11 protein-coding genes and 1 pseudogene are annotated in these 18261 nt (G+C 52.1%); 10 read left to right on the top strand and 2 right to left on the bottom strand.

From position 1 onward, the window contains the following. Positions 1–88: 88 nt before the first annotated feature. Positions 89–2029: pseudogene (dnaK, locus tag MRY86_RS20265) on the top strand (molecular chaperone DnaK); the annotation flags it as partial. Between the two features lie 73 nt (positions 2030–2102). Here dnaK and MRY86_RS20260 read toward each other — a convergent pair. After that, positions 2103–3224 carry a PDZ domain-containing protein gene (locus tag MRY86_RS20260; RefSeq protein WP_293565477.1) on the bottom strand — a complete coding sequence of 374 codons (1122 nt, stop codon included), beginning with the start codon at positions 3222–3224 and terminating at the stop codon, positions 2103–2105. A gap of 139 nt (positions 3225–3363) precedes the next feature. Here MRY86_RS20260 and MRY86_RS20255 point away from each other — a divergent pair, with 139 nt between their 5' ends. From MRY86_RS20255 to MRY86_RS20240, 4 genes are all read left to right on the top strand, one after another. Beyond that, complete coding sequence (locus tag MRY86_RS20255) at positions 3364–3960, top strand: hypothetical protein (protein WP_293565479.1); 597 nt, start codon at positions 3364–3366, stop codon at positions 3958–3960. Positions 3961–4040: 80 nt separating this feature from the next. Beyond that, positions 4041–4700 (top strand): GPP34 family phosphoprotein, encoded by a 660-nt coding sequence (locus MRY86_RS20250; RefSeq protein ID WP_293565481.1) that lies wholly within the window; start codon positions 4041–4043, stop codon positions 4698–4700. 74 nt (positions 4701–4774) lie between these two features. Further along, entirely contained in the window at positions 4775–4975 is a 201-nt protein-coding gene (locus tag MRY86_RS20245) for a hypothetical protein (protein ID WP_293565482.1), read from the top strand. Between the two features lie 46 nt (positions 4976–5021). Continuing rightward, entirely contained in the window at positions 5022–5618 is a 597-nt protein-coding gene (locus tag MRY86_RS20240; protein WP_293565484.1) for an ACP phosphodiesterase, read from the top strand. Here the strand turns inward: MRY86_RS20240 and MRY86_RS20235 are convergent. Then, positions 5581–6153, bottom strand: a complete 573-nt coding sequence (locus MRY86_RS20235; RefSeq protein ID WP_293565486.1) for a hypothetical protein — start codon at positions 6151–6153, stop codon at positions 5581–5583. The genes MRY86_RS20240 and MRY86_RS20235 overlap by 38 nt on opposite strands. 140 nt (positions 6154–6293) lie before the next feature. Between MRY86_RS20235 and MRY86_RS20230 the strand changes: the two genes are divergently transcribed. The 5 genes from MRY86_RS20230 to MRY86_RS20210 all read left to right on the top strand — a co-directional run bounded on the left by MRY86_RS20230 (position 6294) and on the right by MRY86_RS20210 (position 18162). Next, the gene (locus MRY86_RS20230) at positions 6294–7730 is read left to right on the top strand and encodes a nicotinate phosphoribosyltransferase (RefSeq protein WP_293565487.1); all 1437 of its coding nucleotides are present in this window, start codon (positions 6294–6296) and stop codon (positions 7728–7730) included. Between the two features lie 58 nt (positions 7731–7788). Then, positions 7789–8766 carry a DUF368 domain-containing protein gene (locus MRY86_RS20225; protein ID WP_293565489.1) on the top strand — a complete coding sequence of 326 codons (978 nt, stop codon included), beginning with the start codon at positions 7789–7791 and terminating at the stop codon, positions 8764–8766. A gap of 11 nt (positions 8767–8777) precedes the next feature. Further along, positions 8778–9560: a shikimate dehydrogenase gene (locus tag MRY86_RS20220; RefSeq protein ID WP_293565490.1), complete on the top strand. Its 783-nt coding sequence runs from the start codon at positions 8778–8780 to the stop codon at positions 9558–9560. 49 nt (positions 9561–9609) lie between these two features. Beyond that, entirely contained in the window at positions 9610–10863 is a 1254-nt protein-coding gene (locus MRY86_RS20215; RefSeq protein WP_293571851.1) for a proline dehydrogenase family protein, read from the top strand. A gap of 384 nt (positions 10864–11247) precedes the next feature. Further along, positions 11248–18162, top strand: a complete 6915-nt coding sequence (locus MRY86_RS20210; RefSeq protein ID WP_293571849.1) for a gliding motility-associated C-terminal domain-containing protein — start codon at positions 11248–11250, stop codon at positions 18160–18162. The last annotated feature ends 99 nt before the right edge of the window (positions 18163–18261 follow it).

The raw sequence follows: 18261 nt of genomic DNA, 5'->3' as shown, positions 1-18261 counted from the left end.
GCCCGTGATTTCAGCGAAAGTGTCAGGCAGCCCGGCTTGGCATGTCGCTTGATGTAATGATGACTGAAAACTAAAAGAACAAAATTCAAAAGCACATAATATGGGTAAAATTATTGGGATCGACTTAGGTACGACCAACTCTTGTGTGGCTGTGATGGAGGGTAACGAGCCCGTTGTCATTCCGAATGACGAAGGTCGGCGCACGACACCCTCGGTGGTCGCATTTATGGATAATGGTGAGCGTAAAATTGGTGACCCGGCTAAGCGCCAGGCGATTACCAACCCACAGCGCACCATCTCTTCCATCAAGCGTTTCATGGGGCAACGGTATAGCGAGGTGGCAGGTGAAGTGGACCGCTCCTCCTACAAGGTTGTCAAAGGAGATAACGATACCATTCGTGTAGATATTGACGGACGGATGTATACCGCACAGGAGATTTCGGCGATGGTGCTTCAGAAAATGAAGAAAGTAGCTGAAGACTTTCTGGGCAGTGAAGTGACAGAAGCAGTTGTAACGGTTCCTGCCTACTTCAATGACTCTCAGCGTCAGGCAACCAAAGAAGCAGGTGAAATCGCCGGTCTTAAGGTTAGCCGTATCATTAACGAGCCTACTGCGGCTGCACTGGCTTATGGCCTGGACAAGCGCGATCAGGATGCCACGATCGCTGTATATGACCTCGGTGGTGGTACTTTCGATATTTCCATCCTGGAACTGGGCGAAGGCGTTTTCGAAGTGAAGTCTACCAATGGTGATACCCACCTTGGTGGTGATGACTTCGACCGCGTGATTATTGATCACCTGGCAGCTTCTTTCAAGGAGCAGGAAAATATCGACTTGCGCAAAGACCCTATGGCCCTGCAGCGCTTGAAAGATGCAGCAGAGAAAGCAAAGATTGAGCTTTCTTCTTCTTCCGAAACAGAAATTAACCTGCCTTATATTACGGCTGTGGACGGTGTGCCTAAGCACCTGGTGCTGAAGCTGACCCGCTCCAAGTTCGAGCAACTGGCAGATGAGCTTGTACAGCGTACCCTTGAGCCTTGTAAGAAAGCTTTGGACGATGCAGGTCTCAACAAGAGTGAAATCGACGAGGTTATCCTGGTCGGCGGATCCACCCGTATCCCGCGCATTCAGCAGGCAGTCGAGGAATTCTTCGGCAAGAAGCCTAACAAAGGGGTAAACCCGGATGAGGTAGTCGCCATCGGTGCTTCCATTCAGGGTGGTGTACTCAGCGGTGATGTACAGGATGTACTCCTGCTTGACGTAACACCGCTTTCACTGGGTATCGAAACCATGGGGGGTGTGTACGATGTGGTAATCGAATCCAACTCGACAATCCCAACCAAGAAGTCGAAAATCTACTCCACCGCCGCAGACAATCAGCCAAGCGTGGAAATCCATGTACTACAGGGCGAGCGCCCAATGGCAAAGGACAACCGTACGGTAGGCCGCTTTATCCTGGACGGTATTCCGCCGGCACCACGTGGCGTACCACAGATTGAGGTGACCTTTGATATGGACGCCAATGGTATTCTGACCGTGGCTTCCAAGGACAAGGGCACTGGCAAAGAACAGTCCATCCGCATCGAGGCTTCCACCGGTCTTTCTCAGGAAGAGATTGCCCGGATGAAAGCAGAAGCAGAAGCCAATGCTGACGAGGACAAAAAGGCGAAGGAGCGCATCGAAAAGATGAACGCTGCCGACAACCTGGCTTTCCAAACCGAAAAGCAGCTGAAGGAATACGGTGACAAACTGCCAGCCGATAAGAAAGAGAAAATCGAGAAAGCAGTTGCCGACGTTCGCGAAGCACACAAAGCTGAAGATTTGGACCGCCTCGACGCAGCAACCGAAGCGCTGAATGCCGCATGGCAGGAAGCCAGCCAGGACATCTACAACGCCACGCAGCAGGCAGGCGGCGCCGAAGGTCCTACTGCTGATCAGGCACAAGGCGATGCCGGTGCTGATGCCGGTGGTGCGGATGATGTAACTGATGTAGAATTTGAAGAAGTAGACGAAGACAAGAAAAGCTAAGCTTTAACAGTCAGCGTCTGAATGATAAGCAGGCTCGCTCCGGTTTCGGGGCGAGCCTGTGCTATTTGTAGCCTTATTGCAAAACCACTTTGCGGGTAAGCGAGCGCGGGCCTTGCCGGATCTCCAGGAAGTAGATACCCCTGACGCCATTAGCGATATCAATACGGTCGCTGAAAGTGCCCGTAAATTGACCGAGTGTATTGAAATAAACCGCTTGCCCTGCCGGGTTGTAAATGTACACCGCTGTTTCGCCCCGCTGCGGCAGCTCAAACTGTATATCAAAGATGCCGGTATTGGGATTTGGGAATATATTCAGGGCTTCAATGGCCAAATTACGAACTACCGGCTCCTGAATCTCTGCTTCTGGGGCAATAGCCTGGCTTATGTTGGAAGGGTTATCCGCCACGGAGATCGGAAGAACGGTCGCCTCCTGCCGCGTAACCGGCTGAAGCTCAACCCGGGCAACAGGCGGCAGGTCAACTTCCTGAGGCTGAATGATTTCAGGTCCGTTAGGCCGGCTGTGGTTGCCATGGGTGGCGGCCTGAGATTTAATGGGGCGGCTGCGGGTAAATATATCCCCGTTGCGGTAAACAGACACCTGTATGGGGTCTCCTACCTTCCGCATGTCGATCATCGGGCTAAGGTCGTGCCAATCCGCTACCGGGTTGCCATCAATGGCCGTAATGATATCGCCGCGTTCCAGCCCCATGGCCTGAGCGGTAGAGTTATGCACTACGCTGACCGGCACACCGACTACGTCCTGTGGAAGTTCATCATGAACCTGGCTGATGCCGAGAAAGGGGTCTTCTGAATTTGGTGGGTGCGGCATATCCAAGTCCCCACGGCGGCTCAAAAATAAGGTCCGGCTTAGCGCTTCGCCTTTACGGTAAAATCCAATCTTGACTTTGTCGCCGGGTGCAAAATCTTCAAGCAGGTCACTCAGGCCCTTTTGCTTACTGACGGTTTGTCCGTTAACAGCATAAACATAGTCCAGGGGCTGAAGCCCAGCCACCTGTGCCGGCGTCCCCGGGTAGAGTCGGTCAACGCGGCTGCCATAGGGTAGGGGGTAACCCAGTTTTTTCGCTTTTTCCGAGCTGATTTCGCTGGACTGAAAGCCAATCACGGGATCGTCATCGTTGTGGGCCAGGAGCTGAACCGAAAGGAGGAATGCCAGAAGAATGGTAAGGTTTTTCATGAATCTTGTATTATCGGGTGAAAAAATTACCAGACTTACGATTCGATTGGTCGATTGGATTTTCGGTTGTATCTAATTTTGCTCAATCCGGGTGAGCATTCTGTCGACTTTCCTTGTTCAATGATAAAACCAAACCGTTATGTCTACACTAAAGCAACGCATGCAAGACCGCCTCAAAGAATGGCAATCCGATTTGGAGCAACTACAGGTGCAGTTCAATCTGGGCAAAAAGGAAGCCGCTGAGGAGTTTGAAAAGCAGAAAATCCGCCTTCAGCACTGGCTGGAAGAGCAGCAGGCTGAAGTGAAAGAAGAGTTCGGGGAAGCCCGGGCAGAGCTAAAGGAAGAATACGATGAGCTATTGGCAAAGCTCAAAAAATCAAAGACAGCTGCAGCTGAAAACCTTGCTGAACAACAGGCTGCCTTCGGCTCCACTTTAGATAACCTTCAGGCAAAAGCCAAGAAAGCTGCAGAGGAAGAAAAAGCCGGATCTGCAGAAGCCGCAAGCTCGCTGCAAGACCGCCTGATGCGGTTCCGGGCCCAGATGGACGTACTGGCTGCCAATGCCAAGTCAGAAGCCTCAGAAGAATACGAGGAAGCCCGGGAAGAAGCCCAAAAGCGTATCGCTGAACTCAAAAAGAAAACTAACGAATGGCAGAGTGAAGCCAGGGAAGAATGGAAGGAATTTCAGGAAGATTTTGAGAAAGCATTCGGAAAATGGAAGAGTTACTTTAAATAGGATTCATCTAAACAGGGCTTTGATCTGTAGATTTTATTGGCAGCGTTTGGTGAACAGGCTTATTTTCCAGAAAAAAAGATATGGACCTTTACCTGCACGAAGCCATCGCATTGATCAGCCTGGATGACGAAAAAGGCAACTTTACGTACGCCGGGGGCTATATCAATTATGCCTTCGGCGCTGCTTTTATAATCGACCTCCTGCTCGAAGAGCGCATTAAAATTGAAGACGGCCGCGTTCACCTGCATACCAATGCCATTACCGACAGCCGGGCCCTCAATAACCTCATCGAACGCATCGCAAAGCGCAAAAAGCCGGACCGGATTTCCAATTGGATTCATATCTGCGTACAGCGCCTGACCAAACTCCGTCAACTGACGGTAGACAAACTGGTGCAGGAAGGGGTACTGGAGAAAACCGAAGGTAAAGTACTTTGGGTTTTTTCCGTAGACCGCTATCCAACCAAAGATGCAGCGCCTGAAAATGAACTGCGGCAGCGCCTCCGCGCCCTGATGCTGGACAAAACCACCGAGCCCGATAAAAAGGAACGGATGCTGCTGGTCATTATCCTGAAATGTGAGCTTTACGCAGAGATGATTAAAGACAAAGCTCAGCGCAAAGCAGCCAAAGCCCGGCTCGAGCAACTCACAGATGGCGAAAAAATGCAGGAAGAAGTTGGAAAGGCGGTTCAGGAAATGCTGACTGCTATTATGGTAAGCACTACGGTGGCAACGATGTAGCCCCTCTTAACATTTTAGTAAAAAATATATGCCGCCCAAGCTGCGTTATTTCACCGTACCAAAACCCAATGGCTATGTATTACCAAAGTAAATCCATCCGTAGTGCCCGCGCCATCCGTTCCAAGGCGCTGTTGTTCACCCTCCTCTTTCACATCGCTTTGATTGGGTACTTTACTTATGGCGCTGACCTGCCCCTTACCGAGCTGCTGCCTGAGGCGGTGCTTGATTTTATGGGCATGAATACGCCCGAAGCTCCGGACGTGCCCGTGCCTTAGCAAGGATGAGCTTTCAACTCTCCTGGTTCAGCAGCGTTATTAAGGCATGAATTTTCTCGCCCACTTTTTTCTCTCCGGTAAAGACGACCACCTTATGGTGGGCAACTTTTTGGGGGATTACCTCAATAATGCGCAGGTGAGTCAATTGCCGCCGGCAGTGCAAAGAGGCGTAGCCCTGCACCGGGCCATTGATTCCTACACCGATCAGCACCCCGAAGTGCTAAAAGGCGTACGGCGGATGTACGACCGCCACTCCAAGTATGCGCCCGTCATCATTGATGTGTTTTACGATTATTTCCTTTCCCTCAACTGGTCCACCTACTCAGAGCAGCCGCTGCCTGACTTTATTTTAGATGCCTACGCCTGCCTGAAGCGCCATCACCACCTTATGCCCGAGCCCGTCCATACCTACGTGCCCAAAATGATTGCAGACAACTGGCTGGAAACCTACGCCACCCATAATGGCATTGCCTACACCTTCAGGCGGATGAGCCACCGGGTGAGCCGCCCTGAGCTCCTCGCAGGCGCCCTTGACACCATGGTCAGCCACTTTCAGGATTTGAATACAGAGTTCAACGCCTTTTTTCCGGACGCCATCCGGTATACTAAGGCTTTTGTGAAGCAGGCTGCTCCGCCTCAATAAGGGTGAAGCTCTCAAAAAAACGGTCGGTTGCCCGGTTGAGGCTACGGGTGGCAACGGTCGCTGTTTGCACTGAGTAAAAACGACGCCCATTCACCAGCGCCCATGTTTTCAGCACAGCATTCCCATCCAGGTAATCGATCCGCCAGTATTGCCCGGTAGCGTCCCCGAGGTTGCGTTCAGAATGGTAAATCAGGTCGCCGTTAATGGAGAAAGCGCCGGACTCCCGGGTCGTCTCAAAAAATTCCGCGAGCAATTCTGTGCTGTCTGCATGCAAACTGCCTTCAGGATAGTCACAATAACTCACCATATACATCAGGTTCTCTGCCGATTTTTCTTCTGCCGGTGGCTGATAGTAATAGGTATAGTAGGTCAGTGCCCCAACCGGTGTTTCCATCGTATCCACAGCCAGTTGCATGGTGCCGGGGGCAAGGACACGGAAGCGCCCCTCAAAGGATTTGACCTCTTCCCAGGTATCCGTTTGGGCTAAGCTCAGAAAGGGGAGCAAAAAAAGGGTGGCGATCAGTAATTTCTTCATAGGCAGCTTTGCTATTCCGGATAAGAACCCGGAAAACGGCCTTCGGGTTGGCTTGGCCCTGCCAGAAAATAAAAATTTCACTTGCATGTCAACCTTAAAGGGCTTAACTTAGTTTTAAAATTAAACTAACTATTGCTGATATGCCGAATACCCACCTCCGCCAACTTTACCGCGGCCCATTTGGCCTTATGACTGACCTGTACCAGCTCACCATGGCCTACGGGTACTGGAAATCGGGGCTGCACAACCGACAGGCTAACTTCCATCTCTTTTACCGAAAACCACCGTTTCAGAATGGCTTTGCCATAAGCGCCGGTCTGGAGCTCGCTGTTGACTTTTTGCAGCAGTACCAGTTTTCCGTATCGGACATTCAGTATTTGGGCGGGTTGAAAGGCTCGACTGGCGCGCCCCTGTTTAATGAAGCCTTTCTTAACCACCTACAGCGCCTGGAGCTTGAATTAACGGTGCACGCTATGCCCGAAGGCACTGCGGCTTTCCCCAATCAGCCGATGTTGAGGGTGGAGGGGCCCATCCTGCAGTGCCAGTTGGTGGAAACCGGCTTGCTTACGCTGATCAACTTCTCCACCCTGCTGGCGACCAAAGCTGCCCGGATTGTGGATGCGGCGCAGGGCGATAGCGTGCTGGAATTCGGGATGCGCCGCTCTCAGGGGCTGGACGGTGCGATGACGGCCGCCCGGGCCACTTACATCGGTGGCGTACATGCAACGAGTAATGTGATGGCAGGGCGCCTGTACGGTATTCCCGTTAAGGGTACGCATGCCCACAGCTGGGTGATGGCTTACGAAGATGAGCTGTTGGCTTTTCAGCAATATGCCGAAGCCTTACCCGGCAACTGCATTTTCCTGGTCGACACCTACGATACAGAAGCCGGGGTGCGGAACGCCATACGGGTAGGGCAGTGGCTGCGCGAACAGGGGCATGAAATGAATGGCATCCGCCTCGACTCTGGCGACCTGACCGCTCTGAGCCAGAAAGCCCGCCAAATGCTGGACGAAGCTGGATTCAAAAAGGCGGCGATCGTGGCCAGCAATGACCTGGACGAGTACCGGATCGCACAATTAAAAAAAGAAGGCGCTAAAATTACCGTTTGGGGAGTCGGTACGCGCCTTGCGACCGGGCACGGCGACCCGGCTCTGGGCGGCGTTTACAAACTGGCAGGCATACAAAATGAGCATGGAGAGTGGGAAGACCGGATTAAGCGATCTGAGGATGCCATAAAATCTTCACTTCCCGGCCTTTTGCAGGTCTGGCGGTCCGAAAAAGACGGCGAGTATCGGGGGGATGTCCTTTATGATATCCGGCATGGTCAGGAAGGGGTAAAACTATGGGATGAAAGCCAAAGCCGCTACTTAGAGTTGGAGGGCACAAAAGGGCAGGACCTTTTGCTAACAGTCCTGGACCATGGGCAATTGGTATACGATTTTCCCCGCCTTTCCGATATACGTGCCTACGCAGCGGAGCAATGGCAGCAGTTTTCAGGCAGGCCATCCTACCCTTACGGATTAAGCCCGGGTCTGCATGAAGCAAAATCTGCCATGATAGCCACAGCGGAATAAAGAAGCCGCTCAACAGAAAAGGCCGGTTTTTTCAGATTGAATATTTAGCTTTGCTGCCATGAAAAACTGGACAGCAACAATCGGACTGGTACTCAAGGGCATGGCGATGGGCATGGCAGAAGTCATACCGGGCGTATCCGGCGGTACCATCGCTTTCATCACTGGTATTTACGAGCGGTTGCTTGAGACCATCAAGCACATCCTTGGACCTGAAGTCTGGCGAACCCTCGGCAGGGAAGGGGTGACTGCGGCCTGGAACAAAGCCAATGGGACCTTTCTATTGACTTTACTGGCCGGGATGGTTTTTGGGATTGTGGTCGGGGTATTTGGCATTACACACCTGCTGGAAAATTATCCGATTCAGCTATGGGCTTTCTTCTTTGGGCTGATCATCGCTTCCGCTATTTACATTGGGCGGCAAGTGGGCGTTTGGAAGGCTACTGAAGTGGTCGGACTGGTAGTAGGAACACTTGTTGCTTATATTATAACCATTGCCAGCCCTTCGGAAGGCAGCACCCACCTCGGGCTGGTATTTGTATCGGGTATGATTGCCATTTCTGCGTTGATTTTGCCGGGGATTTCCGGCAGCTTCATTCTCTTGCTGATGGGGATGTACACCATTATTATACCGACGATTAAGGATGCGCTCAAAACGTTGTCGCCGGAGAGCCTGGTGGTCCTTGGCGTATTCGGTGCAGGCTGCCTGTTGGGCCTGGCGACTTTCTCCCGGGTGTTGTCCTGGACGTTCAAGCACTACCACAACCTGACCCTGGCTGTACTAACTGGCTTTATGCTTGGGTCCCTTAACAAAATCTGGCCCTGGCGCAAAGCTGTGCTAGGCCTCACTGAAGAGGGGGAAATGGTAGAGCTGCAACCGGGAATGGTGGTTGACAAAGTGATCAAGGAGGTTAATTTAATGCCGGGGCAGTACGCTGCTGAGGTCGGCCCTTCTTTTCTGGCGGGCGCCCTCATTTGCATGGTTGCCGGTCTGGCGATTGTCTTTGCATTGGACCGGCTGGATAAGCGCGGGCTGTAAAAAAGTTTTTGATGAAGCCACTGAATGAATATAAGCGGCTGTTTGGATTGATTGGCTATCCGCTTTCGCACTCTTTTTCCAAAAAATACTTTTCGGAGAAGTTTGCCAAAGCTGGTATAGTTGATGCCTGCTATGAGCTGTTTCCCATCCGTAAGATCGAAGCCCTGCCGGAACTGTTGCTACAACACCCCAACCTGGTCGGGCTAAACGTGACTATACCTTACAAGCAAGCGGTATTGCCGTATCTGGACCAACTCTCAGAAGGGGCGGCCGCCGTTGGTGCGGTGAATACAATCCGTTGCACCGGAGGTCAGCTGGAAGGCTTTAATACCGATGTGGTGGGCTTTGAAACCTCCCTTTGCGGCTGGCTGGAAGCCACCCGGGGAGGCTGGTCCGGCCTGAAGGCGTTGGTGCTGGGGACCGGAGGTGCAGCTAAAGCGGTAGCCTTTGTTTTGGGCCGGCTGGAGGTACCGTTCAAAATGGTGTCGCGTACACCCGGGAACGATCGACTGAGCTACGAGCAAGTGACTCCCGAAGTGATAGCTGCGCACGAACTCCTCATCAACACTACTCCGCTGGGAATGGCTCCCAATATTCGAAGTAAGCCTGAATTGCCCTATCACACCCTCGGCAGCAGTCATTATTTATACGATTTGGTCTATAATCCCGCCTCTACTGCATTCATGGAGTCGGGGCAGCAGCAAGGGGCAAAGGCTATGAATGGGCTGCAAATGCTGCATGGTCAGGCCGAAGCCGCGTGGACAATTTGGACCAGCCCCAATATTAAAAAATGATAAATATAGCTTACCTTGGGATAGCCCTTAACCTGACCTAATAACATTCATGGAAAAGATAGGTAAACCTGTGAAGGACATAGAAAGAATGAAGAAAGCCGTTGATGAAGTCATCAATAGTAAGGAGGAGCCCATTGTTGATTTTTCCAATACGGAGGTAGCTTTTGCAGGCAAAACCGATGAGGAGCTGCGCAAGTCTGCCTGGATTTTTGGCATGATGAACCGGCACTGGCTCGTTGGTATCGGTTCAAAGCTGGGGCTGGCAGCCATTAAGATGCACCTGCCTTTTGTGGAGGGTATCGTCAAGAATACCATTTATGAGCAATTCTGCGGGGGGACTACGCTTTTGAACAGTCAGCCTTCCATCAATAAACTAGCTGAGCAGGGGTGTATGACCATCCTGGACTATGGAGCTGAAGCTAAAGACTCAGAAGACGAGTACAATCAGACAATGAACGAAACCATCCGCGCTATTGAATTCGCTGCCAAAGCGGATCATGTGCCGGTGGTGAGTACCAAAGTGACCGGCATGGCTCGCTTTGGGCTGCTCAAGCAAATACAGGATGGAGAAGCCTTTACCAAAGAGACGCGGGCGGAGTATAAAAACATCCTGAAACGCATCGATGCAATTTGTCATGTGGCTGCTCAAAAGGGCGTCAGTGTGTTTTTTGATGCGGAGGAGACCTGGATACAGGACCCCATCGACCACTTCGTCAATATGATGATGCGCCGTTACAACCGGGAAAGAGCAGTGGTGTACAACACCTTTCAAATGTACCGGAAGGACCGCCTGCAATACCTCATTAGTTCTTATAATCAGGCCGAACGCAACGGCTACATTTTGGGCGCGAAGCTTGTGCGTGGGGCTTACATGGAAAAAGAAAGAGCCCGGGCGAGGGAGCATGGATATGAATCTCCCATTCATCCTACAAAAGCCGCAACCGACGACGCTTATAACACCGGAGTGAAGTTCTGTATTGATAATTACGAGCGCATCGCCTCCTGCAATGCTTCTCACAACCCCGAGAGTAACCTGCTGCAGGCCGAGTTGATTCACCGCAAAGGTATTTCGCGTGATCATCCCCACCTGATGTTTTGCCAGCTCTACGGTATGAGCGACAACCTCACCTTTAACCTCGCCGCTGCTGGTTTTAAGGTGGGGAAGTACCTGCCCTACGGTCCGGTACGGGAAGTCGTGCCCTATCTGATCCGCAGAGCCGAGGAAAACTCCTCTGTCACAGGTGATATGACCCGGGAACACCGTCTCGTCCATGAAGAAATGAAGCGCCGGAGGTTGTCTTAGTTCTTGTAAAGCATGCCTTTACAGAAGCAAATGAAAATTATATTTTAGTTTTTTAATGATCAGGCAGCAATTTATCTGGCTCAGGTGTCTTGTATCAAAGCAGGAAAAAGAGAATTATTCGGGCTGTTTTCTCAAATGATGGGATTACTGTTTATCTTTTTTTATATTTGTAAGGTATTCGCCCCCCGAATAAGTTGTCTTTATCTACCAGATGCCTAAGTACAGCTCCCAACTCAGCGTACTATACAGGAACACAACCGCTTTCAGTTCGATAAACAAGACACTTACCTATTAGCCCCGGAAGAGTTATAATCCCATGATGCATAGCATTTTAGAATTGCTGGCATCCATTGCTGGCTATTGCCGGAATGAAAAACTATATTGATGCGGTGTTGTAATCTCAAAAGCCGTCTAATCCTAACCCTGACCGTGCTGCCCCTTTGGATGATGGCACAGAATGTCTCTGATTGCAGTGGTGCGATAGTGGTTTGTGGCGACCGAAGTATTGACGTTCCGGATTCACCGGGCGAGCTTAACGACTTCCAGGACCCTGATAATTCTATTGGATGCCATGAGACCGGAGAGTCTTCCAGCGTATGGCTTTACTTTCGCTTTCGCAATGACATGCCCCCGGGCAGTGAACTCCTTTTTACCATTTCTCCCTACGAAGGCGGTGATGTTGACTACGACTTTGCCTTATTTGCTGCAGACACCCGTTGCGACAGCCTCGGTGAGCCCGACCGCTGCTCTTACGCCTGGTCTGTAGAAGAAACCCAAACTTTCCAATGCGGTTTCTGCCCATTTACCGGATTGGGCAATGGGGAAACGGACCTTTCAGAAGGTATCTTCTTTGATGAAACCGGCGCTATGGCCAATGGCTATGTGGCGCCTATGATTGTAGAGCCCGGGCAGGGCTTTTACCTCTACATCAATGAATTTTACGGAGTAGGAGGAGAGCAGTCGGAATCTGACGGTTTCAACATCTCCTTTTCGGGCCAGGCGGCAGATTATTTCGATTGCACGGCCAATCCCAACTGTGAATTGCAGGTGGTGGCCCTAGATCAGGACACGGCGCTTTGTTCCGGTAACGTGCCGTTTACCCTTAACAGTGAGGTGACCTACGCGACAGGCTTTGAAACCTACACCTGGATGGGTTCCCCGGAAGCTCTGAGTTACCTCGATGACCCTTCAAGCCCCGCACCGCAGGCGGTCTTCCCCGATAATTTTTCCGGAACAGTCGAATATATCCTGGAGGTTAGCTCCGATGGCTGCACCAATTCTGATACAATGACCCTAAGCATTGAGCCTTCTCCCACCATTATGGTCGGCTTCGAGGCCTTCTTCTGTGAAGGCACGGACCTGACGCTGGATGCAGGGCCAGATTTTGCTTCCTACGAATGGTCCACCTTTGAAACAGATCCTGCCATCGTGGTCGATGAGCCCGGAGTTTACACCGTAACGGTCACCGCACCGGGCAACGGATGTACCATCATCCGGGAAGTGGACGTGACCGAAATCCCTACGCCCGCGCCCATTATTGATGGGGGCCCCTATCTTTGTGAGGGTACCACGGATACCCTGGTTGTTCAGGGCAATTACGACACTTACAGTTGGGTGGGGCTATCCGCAGACAGCTTTCTGGTGATAGATCAGCCCGGTAATTACCTGTTGCGAGTGACGGACCCATTCGGTTGTCAGGGTGATACCACGCTAACAATCGAAGAGGTACCGGCTCAACAGCCACAGATTGCTTCTCCTCCTGGTTTATGCCCGGATGGGGATGCCACCCTTGCCCTCAACGAATCCTGGTCCGCTTACCAATGGTCTGATGGAAGTATAGACAGCTTGCTGGTGGTGGATTCTACAGGCAACTATGCTGTAACTGTCACAGATACCTTCGGCTGTTCCTATTCTGCCGATACTGAACTGTTGGCTATTGATGCCCCTCTGCCTGAGGTGGATGGCGATACCGTATTCTGTGATGGGGGCAGCAGCTTATTGCTGACGGTGCAAAACTATGAAGGCTACCTCTGGTCTACCGGTGATACTACCAATACCATCACCGTAGAGGAAGGCGGTACCTATCTGGTCACTGTTACTGCAGCGAATGGCTGTACCGGCATAGATTCCCTGCAGGTCAACGAGTACGATCCGCTTGCGTTGGATGTCGCCATCGTTAATGCCGAAAGCCTCTGCGCGGGAGATACCGTCTTTGCCTTCGTGGACCAGATGTATCCCAGCTATATTTGGAGTAATGGTGCGACAGGGCCAGCCGCAGCAATAGCAGAGGCTGGCTCCTACAGCGTTACCGTCACGGATGACCGGGGCTGTACTGCGGTAGATTCCATTCAGGTAGATGCGTTCCTGCCACCTGAGCCTGAAATTTTTGGCCCGGCGGGGCTTTGCCCGGACGCTTCCGGGGTTTTGAGTGTAGCCCCCTTTGTTTCTGTAGACTGGGGCGGCACCAATCAGGACTTTACCCTGCCCATATCAGCACCGGGTACTTACAGTGTGACTGTGGTGGACGAAAATGGCTGCATTGGGGCCGATACACTTGACATAGCTGCTTTTGCCGAGCCGGAACCACAAATCGGCGGAGATACCAGCCTTTGTGAGGGCGGTGCCGTTAGTTTGTTTGTGGAAGGGCTGTATGCGAGCCTATCCTGGGATGGCGGTAGCACAGACAGTATCCTGGTGGTGAATGCTCCTGGCACCTACGGTGTCACGGTAACTTCTCAGGAAGGTTGTACCGGCAGTACGGATGCCGTAGTAGCGGAATTCTCCAATCCACAGCTCACACTGGATGAAGAAGCTGCCTTTTGCGCCAACAGCTCGGTAGAGATCAGCGCCAATGGTACTTATACCACTTACAACTGGAGTAACGGAGCCACGACTGCCACAACGGTTGTGGATAGCGCAGGCATCTATCAATTGGAGGTGGCGAACGAATTCGGGTGCACCGCCACCGACGATATCCTGGTGCAGGAAGAAGCAGTCCCGGTGAGCGGGCTGGCCGGGCCATACGCCTTTTGTGAAAATGAAGACACCGAAATACAAGCCAACACTGGTTATGCCGATTATCAGTGGTCAGTGCCCGGTAACGGGCCTTCGGTCACAGTAGATGCCGCGGGTACGTATTACGTAACCATTACCGGAGCGAATAACTGTGTGACCATCGACTCTGCCGTAGCTGAAACCCTGCCTCTGCCGGCGCCCGAGATCTTGGGCGGGCCAAGTCTGTGCATCGGTAGTAGCCTGGAGCTGTCTGCAAACGCCATTTATGCGACTTACAGCTGGGAGGGCGCGACCAATGCCCCAACCCTTGATGTATCCATGCCAGGCACCTACGGGCTAACGGTAACAGATGCTAACGGTTGCACAGGCACAACTGATACGGAGATCACAGAAGTGCCATTGCCGGAAGCCAATCTGCCCGACAGCGCAGCTTTCTGCACGAATGGCAGTGTGGACCTGGAAGCAGCCCCCGGTTTTGCACAATACAGCTGGTCAACCGGAGACACATCGGCTGTAGTTGAAGCGACTACTCCCGGCCTTTATTACCTGACGGTTACGGATGCGAACAGTTGTCAGGACAGCTTCGCCGTAACGGTGGCAGAAAACCCGTTGCCAGATATTAATTTGCAGGGCCCCACAACATTCTGTGATGGTGACAGCATAACCCTGTCGGTTGCCCCTGCCGAGTACCCTTTTGTAACCTGGTCCACCGGAAGTGAGGAAGCGGAAGCCACTATCTCGGCTCCCGGTGTTTATCAGGTATCGGTCCTGGACCTGAATGGTTGTATACGGGACTCTGTGTTCACCGTTGAGGCCCTGCCGCTGCCCATGCTGGAGATTGTGGGGCCGGACTTTATTTGTGCCAACGACAGCGCAACGCTAGAAGCCACCCCCGGCCTGACGGATTATTCCTGGTCCTCTGGCGCCACCACCTCCGAAATCGTAGTGGACAGCACGGCCAGCTACCTCGTTACCGCCGCTGGTGCCAATGGATGTTCCAATACGGCCAATTTTGAATTTGAGGTCATTGATTTGCCGGATGTGCCCTTGCCGGATTCAGCGCGGTATTGTGAAGACGGCTCTGTTGTCATTGGAGTACCTGAAATCAATGGGCTGGCCTACGAGTGGGCTACCGGGGAGACCGCTTCAGAGATAGAGGTGGATGCGCCAGGCAGTTACATTCTAACAGCGACTACCCCTGAAGGCTGTACCACCCAATCCGCTGTAGCTGTGGAAGAAATACCTGAACCGGAGGCAGTCATTACAGGTGATCTCAGTGTATGCCCCGGAGAAGCGAACGCACTGAGCGTGGCGGACAATGATTATACCTTTTTGTGGTCTACCGGTGATACGACCAGTCAGATTTCGGTATCCGATCCGCAGGCCTATATGGTTACAGTGACCGATGCTTTCGGATGCGTAAGTTCGGCAAATGCTATTGTCGTTGCCTCTGTAGCTCCTGATGTTGAGATCACCGGCGTTATTCCTTTCTGCGAGCGCGATTCCATTTTTCTGAATGCAGGCGACCATACCAGCTATCAGTGGTCAGGGGGGGAGACGACCTCCAGTATTCCCGTCACACAGAGCGGTGATTTTGCTGTAACGGTTACGAATGCGGCAGGCTGTACCGCTGCTGATACGATACAGGTTTCGGCCTATCCATTGCCAGATCCTGAATTGCCTGCCTATCAGGCGGGGTGTGATGGAGAAGGTTTCCTGATTGAAGCTCAGCCTGGGTTTGAATCCTACCTGTGGAGCAATGGAGAAGAAGACCTCAGTATTAATGTTCAGACCGCAGGCCTTTACACGCTTTTGGTAACGGATGAGAATGGTTGTACCGCGATTGATACCGCGGAAGTTTTTATTCAGCCGACCCCCGAGCTGGAGGTGACACCGGCACAAAACATCTGTCTGGGTAGTTCCACTACCATCGCCGTGGAAGGGGAGTGGGCGGCTGTGCAATGGTCCAATGGGGCCACTACCAACGAAATTACAGTTAGTGAGCAGGGCGGCTATGGCGTGGTGGTTACGGACAGCCTGGGTTGCACGGCAAATGCCGTAACGGCAGTTTTTGTCTTTGTGGTCAACGCTCCGGAGATAGAAGGAGATACCGGGTTTTGCCCTTCGGGAGCTGCTTTGTTTGCTGCTGAAGAAGGGTATGCTTCCTATCAGTGGAGCAATGGTATGACAAGCCGGGAAATCTCTGTTTCCGAAGCAGGGGTTTATGCAGTGACGGTGCAGGACACTGTAGGGTGCATGAATGCAGCAGAATGGGAGATCAAACCCTATGCTGAACCCGAAGTGGACATTTCCGGGCAAAGTGTGCTGTGCGAGGGGACCTCAAACGAGTTGAGCGTTACTACAGATGGCACTTTTCTGGATTGGTCAACCGGGGAAACGACGATGACTATTGAGGTGTCTGTCGAAGGGTTCTACACTGCCCGTGCCCAAAGTGATAATGAATGTATTGCCATAGATACCTTTGAAGTGGATCTGACCACTCTGCCCCTTGCTGATGCAGGAGAAGACGAAGCCATGGACTGTGATACGCGATCCGTCTTCATTGGGCCTGAAACGGCTCCGCCTGGCTCCCTGAGTTTCATGTGGACCGGTCCCGGCATTAATTCCGGCAACCAAAACAATCCAAATCCGGAGGTTTCCGAAATTGGTGTGTATGGCTTATTTGTCACTGATTTGCAAACCGGCTGTGTGTCTGAGCTCAGTGCGGTAGAAGTGACCGACAATAGTTATACGCCCACTGTGGCAGTAAGCGTGGAAGACACGCTCGATTGTAACACCCCTACGGTAACCCTGACCGGCACAGGTTCTCAAAATGGGCCCACTACCGTTTATCAATGGCTGGATGCCAGTGGGGAACCTATTCCTGGTGCTACTAACCTGGAGTACGGAGCCGGCGCTATCGGGGATTTCAGTTTGATGGTTACGGACACCGCAACCGGTTGCTTTGCCGTGGAAGCAGTATCTGTACAGGGTGATTATGAAATTCCTACAGTGGTCATCAATCCGAATGCGCCCGATTTGGACTGCAATACCACTTCTTCTTTGATACAAGCATCAGTACATGCCGTTTACGGAGCGCCCATGCTTCAGTGGTCAGAAGCGGTCCTGGGAGATATTCCCGGAGCAGATTTGCCTAATTATACCACTGTAGAGCCCGGACACTTCTTCCTGACTGTTACCGATCCGGTTAACGGATGTTCTGCTACAGACTCCATTCAAATTGCTATTGACACCCTCCCTCCCGTGGCGATTATTGTGGCTCCTGATGCCATTGATTGCATCAACGAAACCGTCATTTTGGATGCGTCCGAATCCTCATTAGGTGATCAATTGACGTACAGCTGGTCCGGTCCGGAAAGCGGACTTGCTAGTGGGGTATTGCAGCAAACCGTGGCTACGCCCGGAAATTATCAGTTGATCGTGCAAAACGGAGGAAATGGTTGTGCGGATACGGCTCAGGTCTGGGTTTCTGAAAATCCCAACACCCTTGCCGGAGCGGAAGTATCTACAGTTGACCCCATTTGTTTTGAAGACGAGAATGGTCAAATCCAGGTCCTGTCCGTAACCGGAGGGACGGGCCCCTATCTGTACAGCCTGAACGGTAGCCCGCTGTCGATGCAGCCCCAATACACCGGTTTGGGCAGTGGTAACTACGAATTAGTGATTCAGGATGTGGAAGGCTGTGAATACGAAACGACGGTGCTTCTGGAAGAAGGCAGCCTGCCACAGCTTCAATTGGGAGAGGATCAGGAAATCCGGCTCGGCGATGAAGTCTTCCTGAATGCCCTGACCAACCTTCGGGACGGCGAATGGACCTCCATCGAATGGGCGCCACAGGACTCGGCGGCCTGCGATCAATGCTTATCCTGGATTGACCAGCCGGAGCGCACCATCCAGTACTTTGCTACGATAACCGATACGGCTGGCTGCACAGCTACTGACAACCTGCTCGTCCGGGTGATCCGGGATTATCAGGTCTACATTCCAAATGCCTTTACGCCAAATGGCGATGGCAGTAATGACTTTTTCCTGATCTTCGCGGGCAGTGATGTAGTTGAGATAGAAAACTTTGAGATATACAGCCGTTGGGGAGAGCAAGTCTTCCAAATGCAAGAGTTTCCACCGAACGACCCGCGATATGGCTGGAATGGTGTCTTCAGGGGCCAACCTATGAATATTGGCCATTTTACCTACTTTGCGCAAATTCGTTTTGTCGATGGTGAAGTGCGTTTGTTCAAAGGAGGAGTGAACCTCGTGCGCTGATTTCAGCCATGCTGCTAAACTGGCACTTGCCAAAGCTTGCCGGTGTGTAAAAGGCCCTGAGGAGACTGGCCTTTCGCCAATCAGGGCCTAGTACTTGTA

Source organism: Phaeodactylibacter sp., assembly GCF_022763345.1.
Taxonomy (GTDB): Bacteria; Bacteroidota; Bacteroidia; order Chitinophagales; family Saprospiraceae; genus Phaeodactylibacter.
The sequence above is the reverse complement of the archived record's forward strand: the minus strand, read 5'-3'. Positions and strand labels throughout refer to the sequence as shown.